This window comes from Pseudomonas sp. 14P_5.3_Bac1 (genome assembly GCF_025466135.1).
GTDB lineage: Bacteria > Pseudomonadota > Gammaproteobacteria > Pseudomonadales > Pseudomonadaceae > Aquipseudomonas.
Window position 1 is genome coordinate 75,013 of record NZ_JANLOF010000078.1, and the last position, 25,888, is coordinate 100,900.

General features: G+C 59.7%; 24 protein-coding genes and 1 pseudogene. 15 read left to right on the forward strand and 10 right to left on the reverse strand.

Going from position 1 to position 25,888, the window contains the following annotated elements:
* Positions 1-211 precede the first annotated feature (211 nt).
* The 5 genes and pseudogenes from NTD89_RS21220 to NTD89_RS21240 all read left to right on the forward strand — a co-directional run.
* Positions 212-3,043: a xanthine dehydrogenase family protein molybdopterin-binding subunit gene (locus tag NTD89_RS21220; protein ID WP_262209515.1), complete on the forward strand. Its 2,832-nt coding sequence runs from the start codon at positions 212-214 to the stop codon at positions 3,041-3,043.
* On the forward strand, positions 3,036-3,575 hold the full coding sequence (locus tag NTD89_RS21225; RefSeq protein WP_262209517.1) for a (2Fe-2S)-binding protein: 540 nt from the start codon (positions 3,036-3,038) through the stop codon (positions 3,573-3,575). Before NTD89_RS21220 ends, NTD89_RS21225 begins: the two co-directional genes overlap by 8 nt.
* 2 nt (positions 3,576-3,577) lie before the next feature.
* A complete protein-coding gene (locus NTD89_RS21230) occupies positions 3,578-4,813 on the forward strand; it encodes a c-type cytochrome (RefSeq protein ID WP_262209519.1) in 1,236 nt (411 codons plus the stop codon).
* 1 nt (position 4,814) lies between these two features.
* Positions 4,815-5,786, forward strand: a complete 972-nt coding sequence (locus tag NTD89_RS21235; protein WP_262209521.1) for an XdhC family protein — start codon at positions 4,815-4,817, stop codon at positions 5,784-5,786.
* A pseudogene (locus tag NTD89_RS21240) lies at positions 5,783-5,905 on the forward strand (SDR family NAD(P)-dependent oxidoreductase); the annotation flags it as partial. The gene NTD89_RS21235 and the pseudogene NTD89_RS21240, both read left to right, overlap by 4 nt.
* A 3-nt stretch (positions 5,906-5,908) precedes the next feature.
* Here the strand turns inward: NTD89_RS21240 and NTD89_RS21245 are convergent.
* Positions 5,909-6,361, reverse strand: coding sequence for a PAS domain-containing protein (locus tag NTD89_RS21245; protein ID WP_262209523.1), 453 nt, complete (start codon positions 6,359-6,361; stop codon positions 5,909-5,911).
* Between the two features lie 218 nt (positions 6,362-6,579).
* On the opposite strand from NTD89_RS21245, the gene NTD89_RS21250 reads away from it, so the two are divergent.
* Together NTD89_RS21250 and NTD89_RS21255 are read left to right on the forward strand one after the other, a co-directional pair.
* Positions 6,580-6,828 carry a CsbD family protein gene (locus NTD89_RS21250; RefSeq protein WP_145160703.1) on the forward strand — a complete coding sequence of 83 codons (249 nt, stop codon included), beginning with the start codon at positions 6,580-6,582 and terminating at the stop codon, positions 6,826-6,828.
* Between the two features lie 357 nt (positions 6,829-7,185).
* Positions 7,186-7,767: a DedA family protein gene (locus tag NTD89_RS21255; RefSeq protein ID WP_262209525.1), complete on the forward strand. Its 582-nt coding sequence runs from the start codon at positions 7,186-7,188 to the stop codon at positions 7,765-7,767.
* A gap of 307 nt (positions 7,768-8,074) precedes the next feature.
* Here NTD89_RS21255 and uraH read toward each other — a convergent pair whose 3' ends face one another.
* A complete protein-coding gene (gene uraH / locus NTD89_RS21260) occupies positions 8,075-8,485 on the reverse strand; it encodes a hydroxyisourate hydrolase (protein ID WP_262209528.1) in 411 nt (136 codons plus the stop codon).
* 10 nt (positions 8,486-8,495) lie between these two features.
* Positions 8,496-8,999: a GlcG/HbpS family heme-binding protein gene (locus NTD89_RS21265; protein WP_262209703.1), complete on the reverse strand. Its 504-nt coding sequence runs from the start codon at positions 8,997-8,999 to the stop codon at positions 8,496-8,498.
* 146 nt (positions 9,000-9,145) lie between these two features.
* Here NTD89_RS21265 and NTD89_RS21270 point away from each other — a divergent pair, with 146 nt between their 5' ends.
* Positions 9,146-9,817, forward strand: a complete 672-nt coding sequence (locus NTD89_RS21270) for a heavy metal response regulator transcription factor (protein ID WP_262209530.1) — start codon at positions 9,146-9,148, stop codon at positions 9,815-9,817.
* Complete coding sequence (locus tag NTD89_RS21275) at positions 9,814-11,184, forward strand: heavy metal sensor histidine kinase (RefSeq protein WP_262209704.1); 1,371 nt, start codon at positions 9,814-9,816, stop codon at positions 11,182-11,184. Before NTD89_RS21270 ends, NTD89_RS21275 begins: the two co-directional genes overlap by 4 nt.
* A 35-nt stretch (positions 11,185-11,219) precedes the next feature.
* Here NTD89_RS21275 and NTD89_RS21280 read toward each other — a convergent pair whose 3' ends face one another.
* Positions 11,220-12,281 (reverse strand): SDR family oxidoreductase, encoded by a 1,062-nt coding sequence (locus tag NTD89_RS21280; RefSeq protein ID WP_262209532.1) that lies wholly within the window; start codon positions 12,279-12,281, stop codon positions 11,220-11,222.
* Positions 12,282-12,480: 199 nt separating this feature from the next.
* On the opposite strand from NTD89_RS21280, the gene NTD89_RS21285 reads away from it, so the two are divergent.
* Positions 12,481-13,323, forward strand: coding sequence for an SDR family oxidoreductase (locus NTD89_RS21285; protein WP_262209534.1), 843 nt, complete (start codon positions 12,481-12,483; stop codon positions 13,321-13,323).
* A 347-nt stretch (positions 13,324-13,670) separates the two neighbouring features.
* On the opposite strand, the gene NTD89_RS21290 is transcribed toward NTD89_RS21285, so the two are convergent.
* Positions 13,671-14,354: a GntR family transcriptional regulator gene (locus NTD89_RS21290; RefSeq protein ID WP_262209535.1), complete on the reverse strand. Its 684-nt coding sequence runs from the start codon at positions 14,352-14,354 to the stop codon at positions 13,671-13,673.
* A gap of 286 nt (positions 14,355-14,640) precedes the next feature.
* Here NTD89_RS21290 and NTD89_RS21295 point away from each other — a divergent pair, with 286 nt between their 5' ends.
* The 4 genes from NTD89_RS21295 to NTD89_RS21310 all read left to right on the forward strand — a co-directional run bounded on the left by NTD89_RS21295 (position 14,641) and on the right by NTD89_RS21310 (position 19,332).
* Complete coding sequence (locus tag NTD89_RS21295) at positions 14,641-15,726, forward strand: phosphotransferase (protein ID WP_145161226.1); 1,086 nt, start codon at positions 14,641-14,643, stop codon at positions 15,724-15,726.
* A gap of 25 nt (positions 15,727-15,751) precedes the next feature.
* The gene (locus tag NTD89_RS21300) at positions 15,752-17,107 is read left to right on the forward strand and encodes an aspartate aminotransferase family protein (RefSeq protein ID WP_145160718.1); all 1,356 of its coding nucleotides are present in this window, start codon (positions 15,752-15,754) and stop codon (positions 17,105-17,107) included.
* A gap of 190 nt (positions 17,108-17,297) precedes the next feature.
* Entirely contained in the window at positions 17,298-17,966 is a 669-nt protein-coding gene (locus NTD89_RS21305) for a haloacid dehalogenase type II (protein ID WP_145160721.1), read from the forward strand.
* A gap of 40 nt (positions 17,967-18,006) precedes the next feature.
* The gene (locus tag NTD89_RS21310; protein WP_145160723.1) at positions 18,007-19,332 is read left to right on the forward strand and encodes an NAD(P)/FAD-dependent oxidoreductase; all 1,326 of its coding nucleotides are present in this window, start codon (positions 18,007-18,009) and stop codon (positions 19,330-19,332) included.
* A gap of 167 nt (positions 19,333-19,499) precedes the next feature.
* Here NTD89_RS21310 and NTD89_RS21315 read toward each other — a convergent pair whose 3' ends face one another.
* From NTD89_RS21315 to NTD89_RS21335, 5 genes are all read right to left on the reverse strand, one after another.
* On the reverse strand, positions 19,500-19,892 hold the full coding sequence (locus NTD89_RS21315; RefSeq protein WP_262209538.1) for a helix-turn-helix domain-containing protein: 393 nt from the start codon (positions 19,890-19,892) through the stop codon (positions 19,500-19,502).
* A gap of 270 nt (positions 19,893-20,162) precedes the next feature.
* A complete protein-coding gene (locus NTD89_RS21320; RefSeq protein ID WP_262209540.1) occupies positions 20,163-21,608 on the reverse strand; it encodes an aldehyde dehydrogenase family protein in 1,446 nt (481 codons plus the stop codon).
* 146 nt (positions 21,609-21,754) lie between these two features.
* The gene (locus NTD89_RS21325) at positions 21,755-22,600 is read right to left on the reverse strand and encodes a GNAT family N-acetyltransferase (RefSeq protein ID WP_145160727.1); all 846 of its coding nucleotides are present in this window, start codon (positions 22,598-22,600) and stop codon (positions 21,755-21,757) included.
* Complete coding sequence (locus NTD89_RS21330) at positions 22,597-23,781, reverse strand: NAD(P)/FAD-dependent oxidoreductase (RefSeq protein ID WP_262209543.1); 1,185 nt, start codon at positions 23,779-23,781, stop codon at positions 22,597-22,599. The genes NTD89_RS21325 and NTD89_RS21330 overlap by 4 nt, the downstream gene beginning before the upstream one ends.
* On the reverse strand, positions 23,771-24,907 hold the full coding sequence (locus tag NTD89_RS21335) for a DSD1 family PLP-dependent enzyme (RefSeq protein ID WP_262209545.1): 1,137 nt from the start codon (positions 24,905-24,907) through the stop codon (positions 23,771-23,773). Before NTD89_RS21335 ends, NTD89_RS21330 begins: the two co-directional genes overlap by 11 nt.
* 95 nt (positions 24,908-25,002) lie before the next feature.
* Here NTD89_RS21335 and NTD89_RS21340 point away from each other — a divergent pair, with 95 nt between their 5' ends.
* Complete coding sequence (locus NTD89_RS21340; RefSeq protein ID WP_262209547.1) at positions 25,003-25,887, forward strand: LysR family transcriptional regulator; 885 nt, start codon at positions 25,003-25,005, stop codon at positions 25,885-25,887.
* Position 25,888 lies beyond the last annotated feature (1 nt).

The following is a 25,888-nucleotide window of genomic DNA, read 5'->3' on the forward strand; positions in this document are numbered from 1 at the left end:
GCGTTGGCACGCGGTTCGCTGGTTTGATTCCTCGGTCAGTTTTTTGTAACAGCTTGTTTGCGGCTGACGCATAAACCTATAAAGTTAACCTTTCGGTCAGCTTTGCACTGCCACATACAGCCTTTTGTTCCGGCAAGAGCGCTTCTGCCAGACCCGAGATCCCCAGAACATAACCATAAGGGCGGACCTATAACCGCCCAGAGGATGATCCATGTCCAACCGTGATATCTCCCGGCGCTCGTTCCTTCAGGGCGGACTGGTGGCGGGTGTGAGCGTGACGCTTACACCGCTCAGCACCCAGGCGCTGGCTGCGTTGATGGAAAACAGCGTGACCGTGCCGTCCGAGCAATGGCTCGGCAACAATGGCAAGGCGCGCTCGCGTAACGACGCCTTGTCCAAGGTGTGCGGCAGCAAAGTCTTTGCCCGCGACATCCGTTCCAAAGACATGCCGGGCTGGCCGCAGCAACAGGGTCACGCCATGTTGCTGAAAGTCACCAGGGCCGACCGCATCTACGCCGGCTACGATCTGTCGTGGCTTGGCGCCGACCTGCAACCTGACCGCATCGTGACGGCTGCCGACCTGGACAAAGACGGCATCGTCTTCCCTGAAGAGCACGCGCCGGATCCGCTGTTGCCGCAAGGCCAGGTGCCGATGTTCATCGGTCACCCCGTGGCGATCCTGATCTGGAATGACTTCGAGCGGTTCCGCCAGGCCAAGGCCAAACTCAAATTCAATGACAAAGCGATCCGTTACGGCGCCCCAGCGCCGTACTACGAGCGTGATCCATATGGCAGCTTCCGCTATGTACGCGTCGGCGGTGCGACCTCGGCGGACGAAGATGAATTCGCCAGCCTCAAGGATTCGATTCTGTTTCCGATGCTGAAAAACCGTCGCCCGGTGTGGAATTCCCAGCCGGACCTGCACGGCAATCTGACCGAGCGCGGGCTGTTTTACGCCGACCGGATGAAGCAGCAGATCGACGCGCCGCCCGACCACTGGCTGGTGTTCGACGAGCGCTATAAAACCCCGTCGATTGAGCCGGCCGCGATGGAACCGGACAACGGCAACGGCTGGTACGACCCGGCCACCAAGACCTTGCACTTTGTTGTCGCGACCCAGTGCCCGCTGGAAGCCGCCACCGAAACCGCGAAGATGATCGCGCCATCACGCTTCGGCCTGGCGAATCTGAACATGCACCCAGGCTATACCGTCGGTTACGGCTCCAAGGACCACAACATTTTTGTCTACTACGCAGCCCTTGCTGCGTTGTACGGCGCGGGTGTGCCGGTGCGCCTGGCCAACGACCGCTATGAGCAGTTTCAAAGCGGCATCAAGCGTCACCCGTTCGATATCCGCTACCAATTGGCGGTGGACAAAAACGATCACAGTTTCCAGATTTTCCGCGCCGAGATGAACGTCGATGGCGGCGGGCGCATCAACTACAGCCCTTCGGTGGCGGCGGTTGGCGCCACGGCAGCGCAGTCGATCTACTACATGCCGCAGAACGATCTGCAGGTCACGGCCTACCATTCGCGCGCGGTTGAAGCGGGCTCGATGCGCGGTTACGGCACCCTGCAAAGCATGGCGTCGACCGAGATGATGGTCGACGAAATCGCTGATCGTCTGGGTATCGACGCTATCGACCTGCGCAAGAAAAACGCGATGCTGTCGGGCATGAAAAACACCCAGGGCGCGGTACCGGCCGGTGCATTGCGCTTGCACGAGATTCTCGACAAGGCGGCTGTCCATGATGTCTGGAAAAACCGCGACCAGATCAAAAAGACGCGCGAAGCCGCTGACCCGGATAACTGGTATGGCGTCGGTTTTGCCATCTGCCAAAAAGACTTCGGCACCGGTTCCGAGGCACCGATGGCCAGCATCGAATTCACCGCCGAAGGGCACGTGACGTTGCGCCATATCGGCATTGAAATCGGCACCGGCATGTCCACCTCGCAAGCCCTGGTGGTGGCGGATTTCATCGGCATACCGGCCACGCAAGTGAAGACCGGCGAAACCGAATGGAAAGAGTTGCAACTGACCACGGGCGGCAACCCGTACACCATGAGCCAGGCCGAACAGGATGGTTTTCTGCGCAACCCGCGTTGGGTCGGCAAACTGGCGTCGGCCTCGTCGGCGACCAACTCCGCGTACTACTTCAGCCACGCCACCCGTGAAGCCTCCCGAGTGCTGTTCAACCACGGCTTGTGGCCGGCGGCGTTGCAGATCTGGGGCCAGGGCCCTTACGGCGGCCAGGCCAACCCGTACGTGGTGCGTCGCGAAGATGCGCACTGGGTCGACGGCAAACTCACCGCCAACGGCATGCAGCCGCTGAGTTTTGAGCAATTGGCCAGGCACGCGCACGAAAAGGGCCTGGTGACCGGCGCTACCGTGCACGGCTTCAACCGCTGGAGCTGGGCCGAGGCCGAGTACAGCATCGACGGCGTGCGCGAGCGTCTGCCCCTGGATGGTCTGGCGGTGAAGTACGGCGACGGCGCGCCGCAGGCGAAACGGGCACAGATGACCAGCAACGGTTTCCACCTGCTGGATCGCCAGAACGTCCACTACCCGGACACCCAGTTGAACAACGCGGCGGTGACTTACTACAGCCCGGTTGCGACGCTGGTGGAGTTGAAAGTGAACAAGGGCTCCGCCCAAGTGCAAGTGCTCAACCACCACTCGTGGGTCGAGTGCGGTCGGGTGCTGGTGGAAGAGCTGGTCAAGGGGCAGCTCGAAGGCGGGATCGCCATGGGCATCGGCCATGCGTTGATGGAAGAGATGCCGCTGTACGAAGGCGGGCCGGGGGAGGGTGACTGGAACTTCAACCGTTACCGCTTGCCGATGGCCCGACACGTTGCCGTGTGGAACCAGACGGCTGAAATCCTGCCGCCGTTGTCGCCGAGCGACCCGTCCAAGGGCATCGCAGAAGTGGTGATGATCCCGATCGTCGGCGCTATCGGTAACGCCGTGGCCCACGCCATCGGCAAACGTGTCCGCGACCTGCCTATCACTTCTGCGCGCATCAAGGAGGCCCTCAATGGCTAACCGTCCGTTTCAACTGACCCTCAACGGTCAATCCGTCGGCCCGGTGGACATCCCTGATGACCTGCCGATGATCGACTACTTGCACGAATACAAAAACCTCACCGGCTCGCGGCTCGGCTGCGGCCAGGGCATTTGCCACGCCTGTGTGGTGATCGTCGACAACCCGGACGGCACCAGCGAAGAAGTGCGCACCTGCATCACCGGCGCCCACTATTTTGAAGGCAAAAAAGTGCGGACCATCGAAGGCCACGCGACCCGCGACGAGCAGGGCAACGTCACTGAGCTGAACCCGATCCAGCAGCGTTTCGTCGATGAATTCGCCTTCCAGTGCAGCTACTGCGCACCGGGTTTCGTCAATGCCGCGACCGTGCTGGTCGAGAAGCTGCAGCGTCAGCCCATCGTCAACAGTCAGCTGGAAAAAGTCATCGAGGACAGCCTCGGTCACCACATCTGCCGTTGCACAGGCTACGTGCGTTACTACAACGCGACCCGTAACGTGCTCACCGATCTCGGCCTGGTCAGGGAGGGTTAAGCATGAAGCCTCTACTGTCCCGCCTGGCATTGGCGGTTGGTCTGGCTGCGCCGGTGTTGTTGGCGCACGCGGATGATCAAGTCAAGCGCGGCGAATACCTTGCCCGCGCCGCTGACTGCATGGCCTGCCACACCGCACCGGGCGGCGCGCCGTTTGCGGGCGGCCTGCCGATTGTGTCGCCGTTTGGCACCATCTATGGCACCAACATCACCCCGAGCAAAGCGCACGGCATTGGTTTGTACAACGATGACGAATTCTTCGCCGCGCTCACCGAAGGCAAACGCCGCGATGGTGCGAACCTGTACCCGGCGATGCCGTACACCTCCTATCACCTGATGCCGCGCGCAGATTCGGACGCGATCCATGCGTACCTGAAAACCGTCGAGCCGATTGAACGTGCAGCGCCGGTCACTCGCCTGAGTTTCCCGTTCAACGTGCGCCTGGGCCTGATGGGCTGGAACCTGCTCTACGGCAAAGACGTGAAACTCGCGCCGGCCGAGGGCAAAAGCGAAACCTTCAAGCGTGGTGAATACATGGTCGAAGTGCTCGGGCACTGCGGCGAATGCCACACCCCACGCGGCTTGCCTGGCGCCATGCAGCAGGATAAACGCCTGACCGGCGGCCTGCTCAACGGCTATTTGGCGCCGAGCCTGTTGGCCACTGACCTGGCCGCTCGCGGCTGGAATCAACAGGACCTGAGCACCTTCCTCAAGCACGGCATGAGCGCCCAGGGCACGATGTTCAACGAGATGTTCCCGGTGTTCCACAACAGCACCCAGGGCCTGAGTGACCCGGACCTGGCGGCGATGGCCACCTACCTGCTCGGCGATCCCGCCCCAACCGCCGCAGTGTTGACCGAAGTGCCGCTCGACAAAATGAGCCCAAGCGCCCAACGCGGTCGTCAGGGTTACCTGAACGTGTGCGCCGGTTGCCACGCGCCGAACGGCGAGGGCAAACCGCACATCGCCGTGGCCATGCGCGGCAACACCACGCTGCGCCTGGACGATCCGCGCAACTTGTTGCGGGTCATCGAGGACGGCATCGGCGAGCAGACATTCACCGGGTTCGAACGCATGCAACCGATGCCTGGCTTTGCCGACAAGCTCAATCAGGCACAGCTGACCGATCTGCTCAACTATCTGCGCCAGGGTTGGGGCGGTCAGTCGAGTGAGCTGGCGGTCAGCGACGTGCAGAAGCTTCAGTCCGATGCACCACCAGCCGAGCACAAGGCGCACTGACATGCAGCATCTGGATCTGCAAGTCATTCGCCGTGCGCTGCAATGGTCGACGGCCGGCCAGCCGGTTTGGCTGTGCACGGTGCTCGCCACCTACGGCTCGGCGCCCCGTGCGCCGGGTTCGTTGCTGGCAGTGAACGTGAGCGGGCAATGGATCGGCTCGCTGTCGGGGGGCTGCGTTGAGGAAGACTTTCTTGAGCGGGTAGCCGAAGGCGCGTTCGAACAGGCAGTCAACGTCGTTCGTTACGGCGAAGGCGAGGACCCGCGCTCGCGAGTCAGCCTGCCCTGTGGCGGCGTGCTTGATGTGTTGGTGGAAAAGCTTGCGCCGGACTGCGCGGTTCAGGCCCATCTGCGCGAGCTGGAGTGCGCGTTGCTGGGCCAGCGCCGATTGATCCGCGAAGTCGAGCTGGCCAGCGGTGCGCGCCGCGTGTGTGCAGACAGCGAGCAGGGCGCGCGCATCGAGCGCGAGATCGACCGGGTCCGTGTGCGGGTCGGCGCGGCGCAGCGTTTGTTGCTGGCGGGCTATTCCAGTGTTGCCCAGGCTTGCGCCGAGTTTGCCGTGGGCCTGGGGTTTGAGGTGATTTTGTGCGATCCCCGCGACGAGGTGCTCGAAGGCGTGGTGCTGCACAACGTCGAGATCCGACGTCAGCTGCCGTCGGTGTTCATCGCTGACGGCGGCTGCCACAGCGACACGGCGGTGGTCGCGTTGACTCATGATCCGCGTATTGATGATCTGGCAATGATGGAGGCGGTGCGCACCGACGCGTTTTACATCGGCGTAATGGGTTCGATGCGCACCTCACAAAAGCGCTTCGAGCGCCTGCGACGCATTGGCGGGTTGGGCGAGGCCGAATTGGCGCGCATCCACGCGCCTATCGGTTTGAACCTGGGCAGCAAGACCCCGGCGGAAATCGCGTTGGCGGTGCTGGCCGATATTCTTCGCACGCGTAGCGGCATCGCGCGGGATCGACTCTGACCGGCGCTTCCAAGGGTATCGGCGCGGCGATTGCCGAGCAATTGGCCCAGGACGGCGCCAGCGTGATCGTCAACTACGCCAGCAGACGTGAGGATGCCGACCGCGCATTACCTCGGCTTGCCCTATGACAGTCTATGCGATTGATCCAGTTGAGCTTTCAAGCTGGCGACTTGCGCTTCAAGTTCGCGCACGCGTTCGCTGGCCGCAACTTCGACGCTGACATCCTTCTGGATGCCGATGTAATAGGTGAGCTGGTCTGCCTTGTTAAACACGGGAGTAATCGATAGCTCATTCCAGAAGGCACTGCCGTCCTTACGGTAGTTGCGAATGATTTGCCGGCACGGCTGATGCGACTTGATCGCCTCGCGGATCGCAACCAGGCCCGCCTGGTCTCGGTCGTCACCCTGCAGGAAGCGGCAGTCCTGGTACAGCGTTTCGTCAGCGCTATACCCCGTAAGGCGCATAAAGGCGGGGTTAGCGTAGATCAGGATATGCTCATCGCCTTCCTGCTCCGCAATGACAATGCCATCGTCCGAGGTTTCAACCATCAGTTTCAGCAGTTCTGCATCGATCATTTTTAGCGCCTCGGCGAAATTCAGATCATTCTAGGACAACTTGGGGGTTGAGCGCGTTCGGGGCGTCACTGACGAGCGGTGGTCATTAAAAGTGGAACTCCGACTCTTCACCACCGGTCAACTTTTCTGTCCACATCCCTTGGCTGCGATGGTGTTGAACGTGGCGCCATCGCAGTGGGTTTTTTTTGAGCGTCCCACTGACACGAAGGTTTATGAATATGAAGAGTGAACAGGTTGAAGGTGTTGCAGAGAAGCTGGCCGGCAAGGCGCAGAGCGCGGTCGGAAAGCTGATGGGTGATTCGAAGCTGCAAGCTGAAGGCGCTGGACGTCAAGCTTCTGGTCAGCTGACCCAAACCTATGGCGATGCACTCGACAGCGTGTCTACGTTCGTTAAGGAAAAACCGGTTGCTGCACTGGCCATCGGCGCAATAGCCCTGCTTGTGCTAGACCGTCTCTTGCGCCGCTAAGCCGCAAGGAGAGGGCTTCTACAGCTTTCCCTCGCACTGCCCAGGGCGTTTGCTTTGGCTGTGCGAGGACCTGATACTCCCAAGTGCTTATAGGCCTGCAAGCCTGCCCATATCTATTTATTGGTAAGGCGCAGCGCAATGGATAAGACAATCACTCGGATCAACTGGCCACCGACCTTAGGTCAATCACCGAGGTATGGCTCGGCGGGGCGCATACCCGGCTCGCCAAGGCGTTGAACGTGCCTACAAAAGCATTGGCGTGAATCGATCGAGGAACAGATCTGTTTATGCCCATTAATGCTGGGTCAAACAAATGCAATGATGCCGCCATTGCCTCCACCGCATCCAGGAATGCCCATGTTCGAACATTTCGACCTCAACGCTCTGATTGCCGTCTACGGCTACTGGGTCATCTTCGTGGGCTGCCTGCTGGAAGGCGAAACAGTTTTGCTCCTCGGCGGTATGGCTGCACACCAGGGCACTCTGCAATGGCTGCATGTGATCGGCTGGGCCACCCTGGGAGGCATACTCGGCGATCAGTTACTGTTCTGGACCGGACGTTATTCCGGGAGTCGCCTGCTGCCCAAACTGAAGCGTCACCAGTCTGCCATTCAACGGGTGGAGCGCCTTATCCATCGCTACCCCATGACGTCTGTATTCGCTGTGCGCTTTCTCTACGGAATGCGCTTGGTGGGGCCTATGGTGATCGGTGCAAGCGGTCTGGCGCCCTGGCGTTTCGCCCTGATCAATGTTTTGAGTGCGGCGATCTGGGCCACCCTGTTCGTCAGCGCCGGCTATTGGGCTGGCGAAGCATTGCAGCATTTCTTTGGCGACCTGAGACCGTATCGCCTGCCAATCTTCATCGGGGTGGTAGCACTTGTAGCCCTTGCGGCGCTGGCGCGGTATTTGCGCCGCCGGACCAAGGCGTTGCACCGCTGAGGGAGTGGTCATCCAGACTCTTCGTCGGCCCATGACCAGGCAAAGCGTTCCAGGTGTGCTTTTTTTTCGATGTGGGCTGCTCGTCTGAGTCGGGGTTGGAAGCAGGCACCGCGCAACGGCTATCGACACAGCGGCGGCCACTGTCTGGGCGAGGTAACTTTTTTGCTGTGCTGCGCACGGTCATGCCTGCTGCCATGAACGGATCGCCTGCGCCTTCGATATCAAGGTGGGTGGTGATGCAAAATAATCAAACAGAAAGGCCGCCCATGAGATCAGGGGCGGCCTTGTTGCTCTGTCGGGTCGACGCTCAATTGCCTCTGTAGGTAGAGAAACCGTAGGGGCTGAGCAGTAATGGGATGTGGTAGTGCGAAAGTGTCCCGTCTACCTCAAAAATGACCGGTACCTCCGGAAAGAAACTTGCAACTTTGTGCGCTTTGAACCACTCCCCGGTTTTGAAGGTGACACGGTAGGTGCCTTTCTCCAGCGCCTGACCATCGGGGTACAACCCGGGAATACGCCCTTGCTCATTTGTCGCGGCGCTGTTGAGCATTTTCCAGCTTTCGCCGTCCTGTTTTTCCAGCGTGACATTGACGCCAGGGGAGGGCAGACCATCTTGTAAGTTGAGTACATGCACGCTGAGCGGGTTTCCTGCCGCTAACGCCAGTGACGATACGACACTCAATACAAGGCCCGCGAAGAACGTTTTTAATCCAGTCATGATGATGTCCTTAGTTTTTGACGGTAGGTAAGATTTTGTTGATAGCGGCCAATGCGCAACCTTCATCGTTTGCTGCACCACCGGCACCGGCCACGCCGATCGCGCCAATGACTTGCCCTTCAAACAGCAACGGCACGCCGCCGCCCAGCAGCAATAGCTCATGCAGGGTGTTGAGGTTTTGCGCATCGGGGGTGCTGCGGGCACGCTCTGCCAATAGTCGTGTTGGCGTCTTGGTCGATAGGGCGGTATAGGCCTTGCGTTGGGCGGCTAATGTGTTGTGTGGGCCCACGTTATCGTCACGCTGCAGGGCGACCAGATTGCCCCCACGGTCGACAATGGCAGCAACACCTGTACGGCCATCGGCATGACAGGCTGTCAGCGCGGCGTTCAGCAAATCATTGGCCATTGCCATTGACACGTCGTTGCGCTGCAGCACTTGATCCGGGGCTGCAACGGCGAGCGCTGAGTTCATTGCGAGTGACATCAGCAATGAGGTCGATAGGCGTATACGCATGCTTTGTCCTTTGATTGGTCTGGCTGAGTCATAGCCAGGCATGATGCCCCGTGCACTCCGTCAGAATGATTGCCTGATGATTACCAAGATGTAATGTGCCAAAACGCACGGGCGCGCTAGCCTATGCGCCAGTTCCGGAGGAAAAGATGCGTATCCTGGTTGTAGAAGATGAAGCGAAAACAGCGGATTACCTGCACAAAGCCCTGACTGAATCGGGTTACGTGGTGGAAGTCGCCCTGGATGGCCTGGAGGGCCAGTATCTGGCGCAGGAAAGTGAGTTCGACCTGATCATCCTGGACGTCATGCTGCCGGGCCTGAACGGATGGCAATTGCTGCAGATTATTCGACGCAAGTGGCAAACCCCGGTGCTTTTTCTGACTGCCAGGGACTCTGTGGAGGATCGGGTCAAGGGGCTTGAGTCAGGGGCCGATGATTACCTGGTCAAACCTTTTTCCTATGCCGAGTTGTTGGCGCGCGTACGCACCCTGTTGCGCAGGGGGCCGCCCCGTGAGGTCGAGCAGTTCCTGGTTGCAGACCTGAGCCTGGATCTGTTGCGGCGTAAAGTTACGCGCGGGGGAGAGCGCCTCACCTTGACCAACAAGGAGTTTGCCCTGTTGCACCTGCTGGTCAGCCGTGAAGGGGAGGTGCTATCGCGCTCGTTGATTGCTTCGCAGATCTGGCAGATGAACTTTGACAGTGATACCAATGTGGTCGACGTCGCCATCCGGCGACTGCGCGCCAAGGTTGACGATCCTTACCCGCTCAAGTTGATACTGACAGTGCGTGGCATCGGCTACATGCTTGAGGTGCAATCCTGAAACTGTTTCCGCGCGCCCTGAGCTTGCGCCTGGCGGTCATGTTCGCGTTGGTCAGCGCGCTGCTGCTGGGCTCCATTGGTTTTTATCTTTATCAGTCGTTACAGCGAGAAATCGCCTGGCGCGATGACCAGGCCCTGCTCGGGCGCCTGGAGCGCATGCAGGCGTTGATCAACGACAGTGTCAGCGTCGAGCAACTCAGAAATCGGCCCAAGCTATACGAAAACATGCTGGGCAATCGCGACAACCTGCTGTGGATCATCGATGACACAGGCCAGGTGCTGATCGAAATCAACCCCGTCAGCATGAGCTTGCCCAGGTTACCGGCTGCAGCCCAGGCTCAGGTGGGTGACGGTGACACTTCGGTGCCGGTGCGGCTTGCCTGGCAGCATGTCATGCAGGGTGATCGCGGCTTGACCCTGATTGCTGGCAAGTTGTTGAGCGAGCGCGAGCAGATGCTGGGGGCTTACCGACTCAAGCTCTGGCTCGCGATGTCGGTCGGCGCATTGCTGGCTTTTGTACTCGGCGGGTGGGTCAGTCAGCGAGGCTTACGACCTGTGCGCCTGCTGGCCAAGCGCGCTGCCGCCATTGATGCACACCATCTGCATCTGCGGCTGGATGAGTTCAACGAATTCAGTGAACTGCAAGTGCTCAGCCAGGCGCTTAATCAAATGCTCGCACGCCTCGAAGAGGGCTTCGCCCAGCTCTCACGATTCTCAGAGGATCTCGCCCATGAGATGCGTACTCCGCTCACTAACCTGATGGGGCATACCCAACAATCGCTCAGGCATGGTCGTTCAATTGAGGACTACCAGAACCTGCTGGTTTCCAATCAGGAAGAATATGAGCGTCTGGCGCGAATGATCGACAGCATGCTGTTTCTCGCTCGTAACGAGCAGTCGCATGCATCGGTGAGTAATGAGCTCATCAACCTGCACGATCTAGTCGAGCAACTGTGTGAGTATTTTGAAGGCGTGGCGCAAGAGCGTGATGTCACGCTGATCAATCAGGCCCATGACCACGTGCGTGCTGATCCGGCCCTGGTCCGTCGAGCATTGGCTAACCTGCTGTCCAACGCGCTGCGTTATGGCGCTACTGCTAGCGCAGTGACGATTAGCAGTGTGGTGTGGGAGGACAGGATCGAAGTCACTGTGCACAACCAAGGCCCGCCGATTTCGGCGCAACATCTACCTCGGTTGTTTGAGCGCTTCTACCGGTGCGACCCGTCACGCAATCAGCCGGACGATTCTGGTGGCTTGGGGTTAGCAATCGTCCGTTCAATTATGCAATTGCATGGCGGGCGGGTAACCGTTGAGAGCACTGGAGCAGGTACACGCTTTTGCTTGGTGTTTGTGCAACAGAAGGCTTAAGCGAATGCCCTTAAGCCTATCCGTTGTGGCACGACCTAGGGGATCAAGCGCATCTCGCGGAGTTTGTCGAACACATCGAAAAATGCTTGATCGCTCGCCTGGTAGGCGGTGAAGCCCATTGCACGGCTTTTCGACATATCAGTGACGACTTCGATGGGTCGACCAAGGTCTGCATCGGTATGCCATGGGGATATCAGGCGACCAATATCAGCTTCCTTCAAACCGTGCTCCGCGACTATTTGCGTCCACGCGGCTTGGTCGTCAGCCATTTGCTGCTCAAGCGGTGAGAGTGAGGCGGGATAATCGACAGCAGGCACGTCGAAGTATTCGGCAATTCGGCCCCACATCCATTTCCAGCGAAACACATCGCCATTAGTCACGTTGAATGCCTGGTTGGCCGCCGCTGGCGTGGTGGCCGCCCACAGTTGTTGCTTCGCCAACTGCCGTGCATCCGTCATGTCGGTGAGGCTGTCCCACTGCACTCTTGATCCCGGAAATACAAAAGGGCGATTCGTTTGTTTGCAAACCGAGGCGTAGACGGCGAGGGTGGTCGCCATATTCATCGCGTTGCCTACGGCAACCCCGGTGACGGTATGCGGGCGATGAACGCTCCAGGTGAAGCCGTCCTTTTCAGCCGCGGCGAAAAGTTCGTCCTCCTGGGCGTAATAGAAATTCTCGACATTCAGACGATCCTGCTCTTCGCGAAACGGTGTTTGCGGAAGGCTGCCTTTACCATAGGCTTCGAACGGGCCGAGGTAGTGTTTCAGGCCAGTAACCAGTGCTACGTGCTCAACGCTCTTGGCGGGTCGAACGGCGGCCAGCACGTTGCGAACCATGGCGGCATTGACGCGAATGTTTTCGGCCTCCGTGGCTTGCCGCGACCATGTGGTGATGAACACATGAGTAGGTTTCAGATCCGCAAGCGCATGTTCCAGCGAGGCAGGATCCTGGAGGTCTGCCGCGATGGGGATCACGCCTTGCGATTGCGACGGGTGCCTCGATAGCGCGGCGACCTGCCACTTGTTGTCGATCAGTAATTGAGTGATGGCGCTGCCGACGATGCCGCTGGCGCCGACGACTAAAGCTGTTTGGCTCATGAGTTCCTCCTAGATTTAGAGTTGGGAGTCCACCTGAGCAACGGAGGTTCAATCTAAACTGGAGTGCGCGCAAGTAATCGTCGAATGGCGGCAAGCTCAAGACCAATATATAAGCCCTTTGCGGGTCGCCTCCGTTAATGGTGGTCCCTGCGGCTCAGTGTTTGGGGCTCGCGACGCCCTCTGAGGCCCGTGCCAGCGCTTGGGTGTCAACATATTCCCGGATGTTCGTCAGCTTTTGAAGAGCGTGCCGGGTTCTCGCATTATCGCGGCGGTCCGCAATCCTGCGAAGGCACAAGACCTGGCTGAACGCGGAGTGATTGTGCGCGAGGCAGACTACGCAAGGCCTGAAACATTAGCCCGCGCGTTTGAGGGAGTGGAAAAGCTTATTTTGATTTCCTCTAGCGAAGTAAACGGGCGGCTGCCTTTACACCGTGCCGTCATTGATGCGGCGAAACAGGCGGGCGTTTCACTGCTGGCTTACACCAGTATGTTACACGCCGATTCATCGACCGCTCAGCTCGCGATAGAACACCGACAAACTGAAGAAGCGATCGCTGCGTCCGGGCTTCCAGCCGTCATCCTGCGCAACGGTTGGTACACTGAAAACCACTTATACGCGTTGTCTGCTGCACTTGAGCATGGTGCGTTCGTAGGCTCTGCAAAGTGCGGACGCTTTTCCTCGGCGGCGCGTAAAGATTACGCAGCGGCGGCAGCGGCGGCAGCGGCGGTCCTGACTAAAGGCAGCCATGCAGGCGAAATATATGAGCTGGCAGCCGATCAGGCCTTCACCTTGGCCGAACTGGCGGCTGAGGTCTCCCGCCAGTCCGGCAAGCCTGTGGTCTACAACGATCTTCCTGAGCAGGACTACGCAAAATTGCTGGTTGATTTTGGGCTTCCTGCTGATCTTGCCGCCCTGCTGGCTGACGCAGATGCCGCGGCGTCCCGCGGAGCGCTGTTTGATGATGGAGGTGTTTTATCAACGTTGATTGGCCGTCCATCGATACCGATGAAGGAATTGGTCGCGTTGGCTCTTCGCGCTTAATTATTAGTAGATCGTTCGCGCCGCCACCACATTTTAAGGGGGTGGCGCCTGTTGAAGGTTGGCTCACAGAGCCATGGTCCAGTCGTGGATGGGCATGGCCTGGTTGCCGTAATGAGCTGCTCAATGGAGGTGGTTGTTGCAGGAGCTCTCAGTCGGTTAGCAGGGTAAGGGGCTCGCGAGGAAGCTGCTCGGGCGAAGCGGACTGTTCGATAGCAAAGAGGGTTCCATTCCCTTGAAGACAAGCGCGCTTGGTTGACCAGCTCTGCACGCAGAACTCCTCCTTCAGCAGTATCATCACTGAGTACTGCATCAAGCCTTCCAGCCACATTCTGCACTTTTATTGTTGTTCAAAGCGATTGTCGTCGCTCGAACTGTGCACGTAATAGCTTGGCGCTCAAATCCTCCCAATGCTCGACAAACGCTGTACGGGCTGTTTCGAAGTCGCGACTGCGAAGGCAGGCTATCAAGTGCTCATGGTCCTCGACGATTTGCTTGGGGTCCTCATAACAGGGCTGTTGCAGTACTAGCAGCAGCTCAATCTCGCTCTCCAGCATGGCATAGCTGCGCTGCAGGCGTGCGCTGCCACTGGCGCGGATGATGGCTCGGTGGAAGTCACCATCGGCGGTGACAATGTCTGAGCGTGGGGTGTCGGGTGCGGCATTGCGCAATCTTTCAACGGCGTCCAGCGCGTCAGCTGGAACCGTGCCATTAAGGATAATCATGCGCACCGCTTCAGTTTCCAGTACCCCGCGCAGCCGAGCAATATCGACGATGTCATCCGGGCCGAACTCGGGTATGCAGAACCCGCGATGAGGTACTTTCAGCAACAAGCCGAATGACACCAGCAGCTGTGCTGCGCTGCGAAACGTGTTGCGCGCCACTTCGTACTCATCCGCCATCTTGACGTCTCGCAGGAATTCGCCTGGCTCGAAGTCACCGTTCAGGATCCTGGCCTTGAGCTTTGCAGCCAGTGCTTCGACCGCTGAGGGCTTGACTGGGGATGTTTCAATGTTCGTGCTGGAAAAAATCATGTTAACCACGACGAGGGTTGGGGCTCGGTAGAGCGAGCGATTCTAATACGCCCGCGGTGACGCTCGCCAGCGAGGTCGCTGGTCCTCTTATAAATTGTGCAACAACTATATTTTTTTTGAGCTTTTAAATCAATTATAACCTATTGATTATTATTGTTTTTTTAATTTCTTATCTGAAATCCAGTTAGAAGCTCGAAATATTTCCTTCCAATTAAAATAATTGTAGCACAATATATTTGCATCGATGTCGTGCCATGCATGGCTTTCCACGCCCAGGAGTCCGGCAATGCAAGTAATTGGGAAAGATGAGTCCAGCGAAAGCCTTGTCGCCTTACAGGGAGATTTGGCGGCGCCTTTCACGCCAGTGTCGCTTGAGGAAGGCCGGCGTATTGTGCTGGAGCAGTTTGGTATCAGCGCGCAGTTGACGCGATTTGCCACGGAAAAAGACGATACGTTTCGCTGCGATTGTTCAAGCGGCCAATCCTACGTGCTCAAGATCGCCAACCCGCAGGAAGCGCCCGTTGAGCTCTCGCTGCAAATCGAAGTGATGCAGCATATTGGGCGCAGGGCGCCTCAGTTACCGATCCCCAGGGTTTACCCCGCACTGGACGACAGGTACCTGACCACCGTAGTAACTGAAAGTGGTGAGTCAAGGCAGGTGAGGCTTCTGAGCTTTATGCCAGGCACACCATTGGATAAAACCACCCTCAACTCCCTGGGGCGCGAGCAGATCGGCCAATTGCTTGCGCACCTGAGGCTGGCCACTGCCGACTTTACCCACCCGGCAGAATCGCGCAAGGTCTGCTGGGATGTGCAGCACCTGCGGATGCTTGAGCCAATGCTCAACGGTGTCGTCGAGCCCGCGCGCCGGCACTCGCTGGAGCGGGCACTCGAACGCTTTGGCGAGGTGGAGGGCTTGATCGCTGGGTGCCGACAACAAGTGCTGCATAACGACTTCAATACCTCGAACATCGTCATCGATGCGCATCGCCCGCAATGTGTCGGAGCGATCATCGATTTCGGCGACACGGTCAAGACTGCTATTGCCATCGATGTGTCTACAGCCATGATGAACCAGTTGCTCGCGGTGCAACCCGGCCAGGACCTCGATATTTTTGCCCCCGCCAAGGATCTGCTCAGAGGTTACCTGCGGGTCGCCGACCTGACGCCAGAGGAGCTGGCCCTTATCCCGCACCTGGCCATGGCACGCCTGGTTGCCAGAGCGTTGATTACCACCTGGCGCTCGCAGCTTTTCCCGCAGAACAGCGCCTACATTTTAAGGAATGCCGCGCCGGGATGGGGCCAGTTGGATTGGATGCTTAACCGGTCACCGTCACAGATGTCAGCGCTTTTGATGCACTTCGCCGACTGATTCATCCATTGCTTAGGGGGTTTAAATGAGCAACTCAAATATCCGGGCTGTCCGTGGTGACATGCCTAACGGCTTCAACCCTGCCAACGCCGATCGCCTGGACCCTGCTGCACGTGAACATATTCAGCGTCGGATCGATTTGCTGGGGCCCGCCTATCGGTTGTTCTACAACGAGCCGGTGGGGGTTGTGCGTGGCGAAGGGGCTTACCTGTACGATAAGGACGGCAACGAGTACCTGGACGCCTACAACAACGTGGTGTCGTTGGGGCATTGCCATCCGCGCGTTATCGCTGCGGTCACTGAACAGATGAATAAGCTGTGCAGCCACACTCGGTACATGCAGGACGGCATTCTTGACTACGCCGAACAGCTGCGCGCCACGGCGGACGGAGAGATGGCCGCCGAAGGGCACTTGATGTTCACCTGCAGTGGTTCGGAAGCCAACGATCTTGCCATCCGCATTGCACGGCATCACACCGGCAATACGGGCGTCATCGTCACCGCCGAGGCCTACCACGGCAACTCGGCGACCGTGGCAGCTTTTTCGCCGTCGCTGGGTATCAATGCCAAGCTCGACCCGTTCGTGCGCCGGGTGCCTGCTCCGGACTCCTATCGCATCCCACGTGAAGCACTGGGCCGCTATATGGCCGACCAAGTGGCGGCGCAGATCCGCGATATCCAACGCCATGGGGGGGGAGTCGCGGCGTTCATTGCCGACTGCCTGTTTTCGTCCGATGGCCTGTTCTGTGATCCGGTCGATGTATTCGGGCCGATCGCCGAGGTGGTGCGCAAGGCGGGAGGCCTGTTCATCGCTGATGAGGTCCAGTCGGGGTTTGGTCGCAGCGGCACGCATTTCTGGGGGCATCAACGCCACGCGGTGGTGCCGGACATCATCACCATGGGCAAACCCATGGGCAACGGCTACCCAGTGGCGGGATTGATGGTGCGCCCGGAAGTGGTCGCGAGCTTCGGTCGCGACATGCGCTATTTCAATACGTTTGGCGGCAACAGCGTCGCGATTGCGGCCGCTCAGGCGACGCTGGATGTCATTACCGAAGAGCAGTTGATGGCCAACGCCAACCGTGTGGGCAGCCTGATCATGGCGGGTCTCAACGACCTGGCTGCCCGGTACGAGCAGATTGGCGACGTGCGAGGCACCGGCATGTACTTCGCGGTCGAGCTGGTAAAGGACCGGGCCAGCAAAACGCCGGACATGCAGACCGCTTTGCGCCTGGTCAACCATCTGCGGGAAAAACGCGTGCTCATTTCTGCGACCGGACCCGATGCGAGCATTCTGAAAATTCGCCCGCCCTTGATCTGGACAGCAAGGGAGGCGGGTCGGCTGCTGGACGCCTTGGAAAGCGCTTTTGCCGAGTTGTAAAGCCCACCCCGGCGCCTCGATAAAGCTGCTGGGGCGTGCCTTTAAAACGGTAGTTTGTACCAAGTAACCCCGCGTTTAAGCGCTTATGCACGGCCTCATGGTGATGTAATAAATTCATGAGGGCCGGATGCTCGGCACCCCACAGCGGCTTGCGCCGTAATGACCTCAGCACTGATTAAGGACCGCATTCATGAGCGTTCTTCGCCCCAAGTACATTACCTTCGACTGCTACGGCACATTGACCAACTTCAAAACCGCAGCCCTGACGCGCGATCTGTTTGCCGATCGCATCCCGGCTGAGCGAATGGACCAGTTCATCAAGGACTACGCGGCCTATCGCTTGGACCAGGTCATGGGTGACTGGCTGCCTTATGACCAGATTCTCAAGATAGCCTTGGCGCGCACGTGCAAGCGTTGGGGCATCGAATACCGCGACGAAGGCCAGGTGTACTACGACGCCGTGCCGACCTGGGGACCGCATCCCGACGTGCCGGCGGGTCTGGCGAAAATCGCCGGCAAGATTCCCCTGGTGATTTTTTCCAACGCCATGGACGAACAAATCATGTCCAACGTCGACAAGCTCGGCGCACCGTTTCACAAGGTCTTCACCGCCCAGCAGGCCCAGGCCTACAAACCACGTCTGGCGGCTTTCGAGTTCATGCTCGATAACCTGGGCTGCAGGCCGGAGGATGTGCTGCATGTTTCATCGAGCTTTCGCTATGACCTGATGTCGGCCCACGACATGAAGATCAAGCACAAAGCCTTCGTGGCCCGGGGGCATGAACAGCCGGCCAATGCTGCCTTCGGCTACCACCAGATCCCGGATATCGGCGGGCTGGCCGGACTGGTCGGGCTTTAGCAACAGGTCACTCTTCTGACCCCATTTGGATAACTAGAACATGCCAGCACCCTTAATTCCCGTGCATACCTCTGCCGATCTGCCGGCAGAGGCTGATGTGGTCGTGATCGGCGGCGGTATCATCGGCGCCTTTACCGCCTATTATCTTGCCAGACGCGGCATGAAGGTCGCCCTGGTCGAAAAGGGCCGCATAGGCGCCGAGCAATCAAGCCGTAACTGGGGCTGGTGCCGTCAGCAGAATCGCGATGCGCGTGAGTTGCCGATGGCCACCAAAAGCCTTGAACTGTGGGAGCAATTCGCCGCGCAAACCGGTGAGCAGACCGGTTTTACGCGGTGCGGCTTACTTTACCTAAGCAACAACGACGAGGAGCTGGAAGGGTGGGCGCGCTGGGGCGAGTTTGCGCGTACGGTCAACGTGCAAACCCAGATGCTCACCGCCGAGCAGGCCGCAGAGCGTGGCAGGGCGACTGGCACGTCTTGGAGGGGAGGGGTGTTTGCGCCCACCGATGGCATAGCCGACCCTTCCCGCGCAGCCCCCGCGGTCGCATGCGCGATCATGGCACTGGGCAGTAGCGTGCACCAGGATTGCGCCGTGCGGGGCGTCGAGACCGAAGGCGGTCGATTGTCGGCGGTGATCACCGAAAAAGGCACCATACGCACCCGGCTCGCGGTGCTTGCCGCCGGCGCCTGGGCTTCGTCGTTCTGCCGCCAATACGGTATTCGGTTCCCGCAGGCGACGATTCGTCAGACCGTTCTTTCGGTCACCGCTCCGAGCCAGGAAATTCCCAGTGCGCTGCATACCGCTGGCGCGTCCATGACCCGCCGCTTCGATGGCGGTTACACGCTGGCGATCAGCGGACGAGGTCGAGTCGACATCACTCCACAGTTGCTGGGGTTCTCTACGCAATTCTTGCCGATGTTTCAGCGCCGCTGGCGCAACCTTGCGCTTGGGGGGCTGGAAGGCTGGCACGCAGGCCACGAAAGCTTGAAGCGCTGGCGCCTGGACCAGCCCACGCCGATGGAGAGAATGCGCATTCTCGATCCAAGCGCTGATGCCTCGACAGTTGCGTTGACTTACAAGCGCGCGGTGCAATTGGTGCCGGCTTTGCAAGGAACGTCGATCAAGGCGTCCTGGGCCGGCTATGTGGACAGTACGCCGGACGGTGTTCCCGGTATCGGCGAAATGGCCAGCCTGCCAGGGTTGGTGATCGCGGCAGGGTTCAGCGGGCATGGTTTTGGTATTGGTCCGGGCGCGGGTCATCTGATTGCCGATATCGTCAGCGGTATGACCCCCATTGTTGATCCGCGTCCTTATCACCCAGACCGTTTTCAGACGTCCGCCTGGGGTAAGGTGGCGGACTTTTGAGTTGAAGCCGTTGTGTTGAAATGTATTGAGAACGCGCCTTCGCGTTTCAAGTACCCGCTGGAACCGTTTCTTGTGCGAAATGAACACCACCCGTCGACCGCCATTGACCGCGTTCTTTTTTATTGCAGGCTGAATTCGGCTTGTTGGCCAGGCTGTTCAGCCCGTGATTAGCGTCCGTCGCGATCGAAGAAACTGGCTCGAATTTTGTCAGCCAGCGCCGTCAATGGTTTGGCATATTGAGCGATCACTGCTTCAATCGACTTAGGGGTCGATACGCTGATATTCAATATGTGGCCCTGGTAATTACGTATGCCAAGTGGCGTGGAAATGGTCACAACTTCGGCCTGCCAGGAAGCAGCGCAATACCCTCGAAGTCGCACGCTTTCGCAGGCGTCAGCAATCTCCGTTTCCTCGTACACCAGCATGCCGCTGCGGATAAGCGTCTGGGTCAGGCGACTGGTCGTGGACTTGGACAAACCTGTACGTTCGCTAATGTCGCCATTCCCCAAGTACTCCGGGCTTTCAACAATGACGCCGGCATGAGCGGCGAGGTGCAACAAGCCTAATCGGAGTTGGTCGGTTTCGGCCCCTATGCGATAACTGCGTGCGAAGCACAGGAATTTGGCAACCTGGGCCGCACCAAGGATCTCAACTCTTAGAGTATCGCCGCCTTGGCCACGTGCATATCTGCCTACACCATGTATGGGGTGCTAGGGGTCGAGTGTTCGAATCACTCCGTCCCGACCCTATAACTCAATGACTTAGCCCAAACGGTAACGCTTGGGCTTTTCCATGCCTGCAAAATTAAGCCCTCGCCACAGGCCCATGACTCATTCACCAAATCCAATAATAGCCTTGGTTTCCAAATACTCCTCAAACCCCTGCACGCCATACTCCCGACCATTCCCTGAGCGCTTGTAGCCACCAAACGGCGCCATCGGATTCCACGCGGGGTAGTTCAGGTGCACTTGGCCCGCACGAATACGCGACGCCACGGCACGTGCCTGCGTCAAGTCGTGGCCCTGAACGTGGGCGCCCAAACCGTATACCGTGTCGTTGGCGATGGCGACGGCTTCATCCACCGTCTCATACGCAATGATGCACAGCACCGGGCCGAAGATTTCTTCCTGGGCAATGCGCATGGCGCTGTTCACGTCGGAGAAAACCGTGGGGCGGGTATAAAAACCCTTGTCAAAACCCAGCACACGCCCAGGCCCACCGCACACCAGTTTCGCACCCTCGTCCAGGCCTGCCTGGATCATCGCCTGGACGCGATTGAACTGGGCTTCGTTGGCGATGGGCCCCAATTGCGTGTCTTCCGATTGCGGGTCGCCAACGATGAGCGCATTTGCAGTCGCCGCCGCCAGGGCTTCGACCTCGGCCAAACGGTTTTTTGGCACGATCATCCGGGTCGGAGCGCTGCACGATTGCCCGACGTTGCGAAACGCGGACATCACCCCCAGCGGTACGGCCTTGGCGAAGTCGGCGTCGGGCAGCAACACATTCGGCGACTTGCCCCCCAGTTCCTGGGTGACACGTTTCACCGTAGGGGCTGCCGCTTGGGCAACCAGCGCGCCTGCGCGGTTGGAGCCGGTGATTGAGATCATATCGATATCCGGATGTGCCGCCATGGCTGCGCCAACCTGGGCACCGCTTCCATTGACGAGGTTGAACACCCCGGGCGGCAGGCCTGCGTCATGCACCAGTTGTGCAAACAGCAGGGCACTCAGCGGCGACAGTTCGCTGGGTTTCAAGACCACGGTGCAGCCTGCGGCGATGGCCGGGGCGACTTTGGCGGTGATCTGATACAACGGCCAGTTCCACGGCGTGATAAGACCGCAGACGCCTATGGGCTCGCGCTGGATGGCGGTACCGCCTTCCACCGTCTGGAAGCGATAGCTGGACAGCAAATCACGAGCGACCCGAACGTGTTCGGCCGCCAACGGCACTTGCATTGCCCGAGCGAAGCCGATGGCGGCGCCCATTTCCAAGGAGAGCGCCTGTGCAAGCTGCTCTTTGCGCTCAAGGATAAGCTCGTGGATTTTCCCAAGCACCAACGCCCTAGATGCCGCGGGCGTTGCAGACCAACCGGCGAACGCCGCACGTGCTGCCGCAACGGCACGATCCACATCCTCGGCAGACCCGCTTGCGACCTGTGCAACCACCTCCTCATTGGCCGGGTTGACCACCGGCAAACTGGCGGCAATGGTCGGGGAAACCCAGCAGCCGTCGATATAAAGCTGCTGAGACGTTTTGTTCGACGCGTGTATGGTCATCCAACTGGCTCCCTGGAGCGGCAATAGGCCCTGCGAACAGCAAGGCCCGGTGTCTCGCTAAGCTAGCAAAAGGTTTCAGCCCGAAGATGCCGTTATTCAACGCTGCAAGGGATAATCTGCTGAATCTGGCAGGCTGGCTTTGCGACCTAGCCGATTGCTTGCGTCACCAGCGCAAACTGGTTGATGCCGCCGCTTGATTGCGGGGGCACACCCCGTACCATTCGCGGCGCTTTGTCGACGCATGGCAGCCCCAGGCTCTCCAGCCAGTCGGCCAACCCGCAGGCGGTGGGAATGTCGAAGCGCACGAACTGACCCGGGATCAACCGCAGCAGGTGAGTGATCAACTGTTGGGCCTGTTCCTGATTGTGTGCAACGACAGGACCCACGATATGGCCCCGACCAAATCGGCGGAGCAGGGCGCAACCATTGAGTTGCCCTTCGACCTCAATGCCGACCACGTGCTCGGCCGTAGACAGCAGGTCGTTGAGTACCTGGGTGCGGTCCAGGCCGCTGCCGGCATTGGCCAGTTCGATCACCGTGGGGTAATCAGCCAGGCTCAATACGCGACAGTGCGCATGCCGGGTCAACGGCATTGGTGCCGGAGCGTGCGGTACGCCCTGATGTTGCTGAATGTGCGCAAAGTCGACGAAGCCCAGGCTGGTGTACAGCGGCGCCCCTGATTCGGTTGCGTTGAGGATCGGCGTACGCGGGCCCGTAGCGTCCAGGCACAGGTTCATCAGCTGGCGCCCGATGCCTTTGCCTTGGTGTTGATCACTCACAATCACCAGACCGATGGAGGAATAAGCCCCCTGATGGCAGGCGAACGCCACGCCCACCAGCTTACCCTCATGTTCGGCGACAAAGCCTTCGGACGTGCGCTGCACCATCGCCCAGTCTTCCTCGCGGTGAGGCCATTTCAGGTGCACGGACAGTGCGTGGGCGGCGGGCATGTCGGCGGCGGTGACTGTGCGATAAACGTAGGAGTGGCTCATATCAGTTTTCCTGTAGTGGGGGCGTTTGCAGGCACCGTAGAAGGTTGGGTAAACCGCCGGATATCGAAGGGGCTGATCAAGGTGCTGGTGCTGCCGGTGCTGATCAGCTCGGCCATTACATCCCCCACGCCCGGGCCGAGCTGGAAGCCGTGCCCACAGAAGCCGAAGGCATAAAACAACCCGTCCACGCTGCCGCTCGGGCCCATCACCGGTAGGGAGTCCGGGGTGTAGCTCTCGATACCGCTCCACACACGAATGATGTTCAGCTTCTCGACCCCCGGTAACAGTCGCCGCATTTGGCGCATCTGGTTGAGCAGGCTTTCGGGTTTGAAAAACGCCCGTCGGTTGATCATGTCCGGCGTACAGCGGTTGCCGCCGCCGATGATGATGTTGCCGCGCGGGATCTGGCGGAAGTAGATCACCTCTTCCTTGATTTTGGTGAACACACCGATCACGGTCGGCAAGGCGTAGGGCACCGGTTCCGTGACCGACATCTGCGGGCCGTTGGGCTCCAGCGGTACCGGCTCACCAAAGCGCTCGGACAAGCGGGCAGCCCAGGCACCGGCTGTAATCAACAGCTGCTCGGCGACGAACAACTGCCCGTCGGTGGTGGTGACCTGGAATAAACCATTGACCTTTTCCACGTCGGCGACTTCGGTCTTTTCCTCGATTCGTGCCCCGAGACGCCGGGCTGCACGGGCAAACGCCGGCGCTGCGAGGCGCGGGTTGGCGTGACCATCGTGAGGCGCATAGGAGCCGCCTTTCACCTCCGGGCCGAGGAAACCAAAGCGCCGGTGCAGCTCGGCGCCGCGATAGATTTTCAAGTCCAGTTGCGCGGCTTCCGGCGCGGCGGCGTAGGCCTCAAGTTCAGCGATTTCATCTTCGCGATAGCACACGCGCATGTGGCCACTGGGGATGAACTCCAGGTCGTCATCGATCAGCTCGGGCAGGCGCTTCCACAGCGCCCAAGAACGATTGGCCAGCTCCAGTTGCCCCAGGTAGCGGCCCTGGCGGCGCACGTTGCCGAAGTTCACACCGCTGGCGTACTGACCGATCTGGTCGCGTTCCAGCAGCGTGACCGAGCAGCCGCGCCGCCGCAGGAAAAACGCCGACGAGGCGCCCATGATGCCGCCACCGATAATCAGCACCTGGCTTTTCGAACCTGATTGATTACCAGCCATGGAGGCGGCTCCAGACGTGTACGCCGCCTTTGGCGTCCACGGCGTGATAGTCCGGGAACTGCGCGCCGGTGGCGCAGGCATGGTTGGGGAGGATGCGCAGCCGGCTGCCGATGGGGAAGCGCGTAACAAGGTCGTCAATGGCGGCGGTGCCCAGGGTGACGATGCCATGTTCCTGGTTGGCGCCCGTGACCAGCGCACCGTCGATCCAGTCGCCGGCTTCGGTACACACTTGGCCATAACCGAAGTCCTGGCGCTGGCGCTGTGTGCCACGGTCACGGCTCATGGCCATCCAGCCGGCGTCAGTAATGATCCAGCCTTTGTCCGGCTGATGGCCGATCACCGTGGTCAGTACGCTGAGTGCCAACTCGTCGGCCTGACACACGCCAATGTTACGCATCACCAGGTCAAAGAACACATACACGCCCGCCCTCACTTCGGTGACACCGTCCAGGTTCAGGGCCGAGAGGGCCGTGGGGGTTGAGCCGATACTGACCTCGGCGCACGCCAGCCCGGCTTCGCGGAGGGTGCAGGCGGCGCTGACGCAGAGGGCACGTTCCTGTTCGGCCAGCGCCTGCAGGGCTTCGAGGGTGTCCAGCTCGTAACTGGAGCCCGCGTGGGTCATCACCCCCCGCAGGCGCATACCGCCGTCGTTGAGGAGGTGCGCCACCTCAATCAGCACAGGGTCTTGCGCGGCCAGGCCTGAGCGATGGCCGTCGCAATCGATCTCGATCCATACGTCGAAGCGTTCGTCATGTTGCTGTGCGAACGCGACGATGGCGCGAGCGCCTGAGACGCTGTCGGTGAGCAGACTCAAGTTGCAGCCTCTGCGCCGCAGGGCCAGGGCCTGAGGCAGTTTGCCCGGCGCTATGGCAACGGCGTAGAACACATCGCTGATGCCTGCGGCGAAACAACGCTCGGCCTCTTTGAGGGTGGAAACCGTGACGCCGCTGGCGCCTGCGTCAATCTGTGCCTGGATCACCGGCAAGCACTTGCTGGTTTTGATGTGCGGGCGCAAACGTACGCCAAGGGTGCCCATGCGCTCTTGCATACGCTGGATGTTGTGCTGCATTCGCGTAAGGTCGATGAGTGCGACAGGTGTGTCTAGGGAGGCAATCTGCATGGACATGGCGGAACTCGAGTGACTGGGTACAGGCGGCACTCTACTCAGCTGTCCTTAAGTTGTGGTTCAATCATGACTAATCAATCATTAAGTAAAATTGAATGATTTCTATCGAAGACCTGCGTCTGGCCGTCACCCTTGCGCGCTCTGAATCACTGAGCGCTGCGGCCCGAGCCCTGAACGTCACTCCGCCGGCGCTCTCCATGCGCCTGCGTAAACTGGAGACCTTGCTGGGGCTGACCCTGGCCAATCGCGACGCCCGACGCCTCAGCCTTACGGCAGATGGCGAGCGGTTCTCGCGAGAAAGTGCGCTGCTGCTGGAGCAGCTCGAAGCGCTGCCGGAGTCCTTCAGGCAAAAGGACGAAACGCTGGTGGGCACCTTGAGGTTGGCGGCGCCATTTGGCTATGGTCGGCAGCGAATCGCACCGCTGTTGGCGCGTTTTGCCAGGATGCACCCCCAGCTGTGCCTGCACCTGGATCTGCGCGAGACCCCCTGGCCTGATCGTCATGACAGCGATGCGGTGATTCACATCGGCCATCTCAATGACAGCCTGTGGACGGCGCGGTCGCTCACGCCAAACGAGCGTTGGCTATGCGCGAGCCCAGCCTACCTGCAAGCCCACGGTGTACCGTCATCACCGGACGAACTGGCGTCCCATCGCTGCATTTGCATTCGTGAAAATGATGAGGACGTTACGCTCTGGCACCTGCGCAAGGGGCAGGGCCGCAAGACGCTGCGCGTGGAGCCGGCGTTGCTGAGCAATGATGGAAGCGTTGCCCGGCGATGGGCCGAGCAAGGCTTGGGGTTGGTGTTGCGTTCGCAGTGGGATGTCAGCGACGCCGTTGCCAGCGGCAGCCTGGTGCGCGTGCTGGCGGACTGGAGTTTTGACAGTGCGCCGATCATCCTCCTGGTGCCGTCGCGAAAGCTTCGCAGCCCGCGCGTCCACGCATTGGTGGCGTTTATGGAGGAGGCGCTGAAAGCCTGAT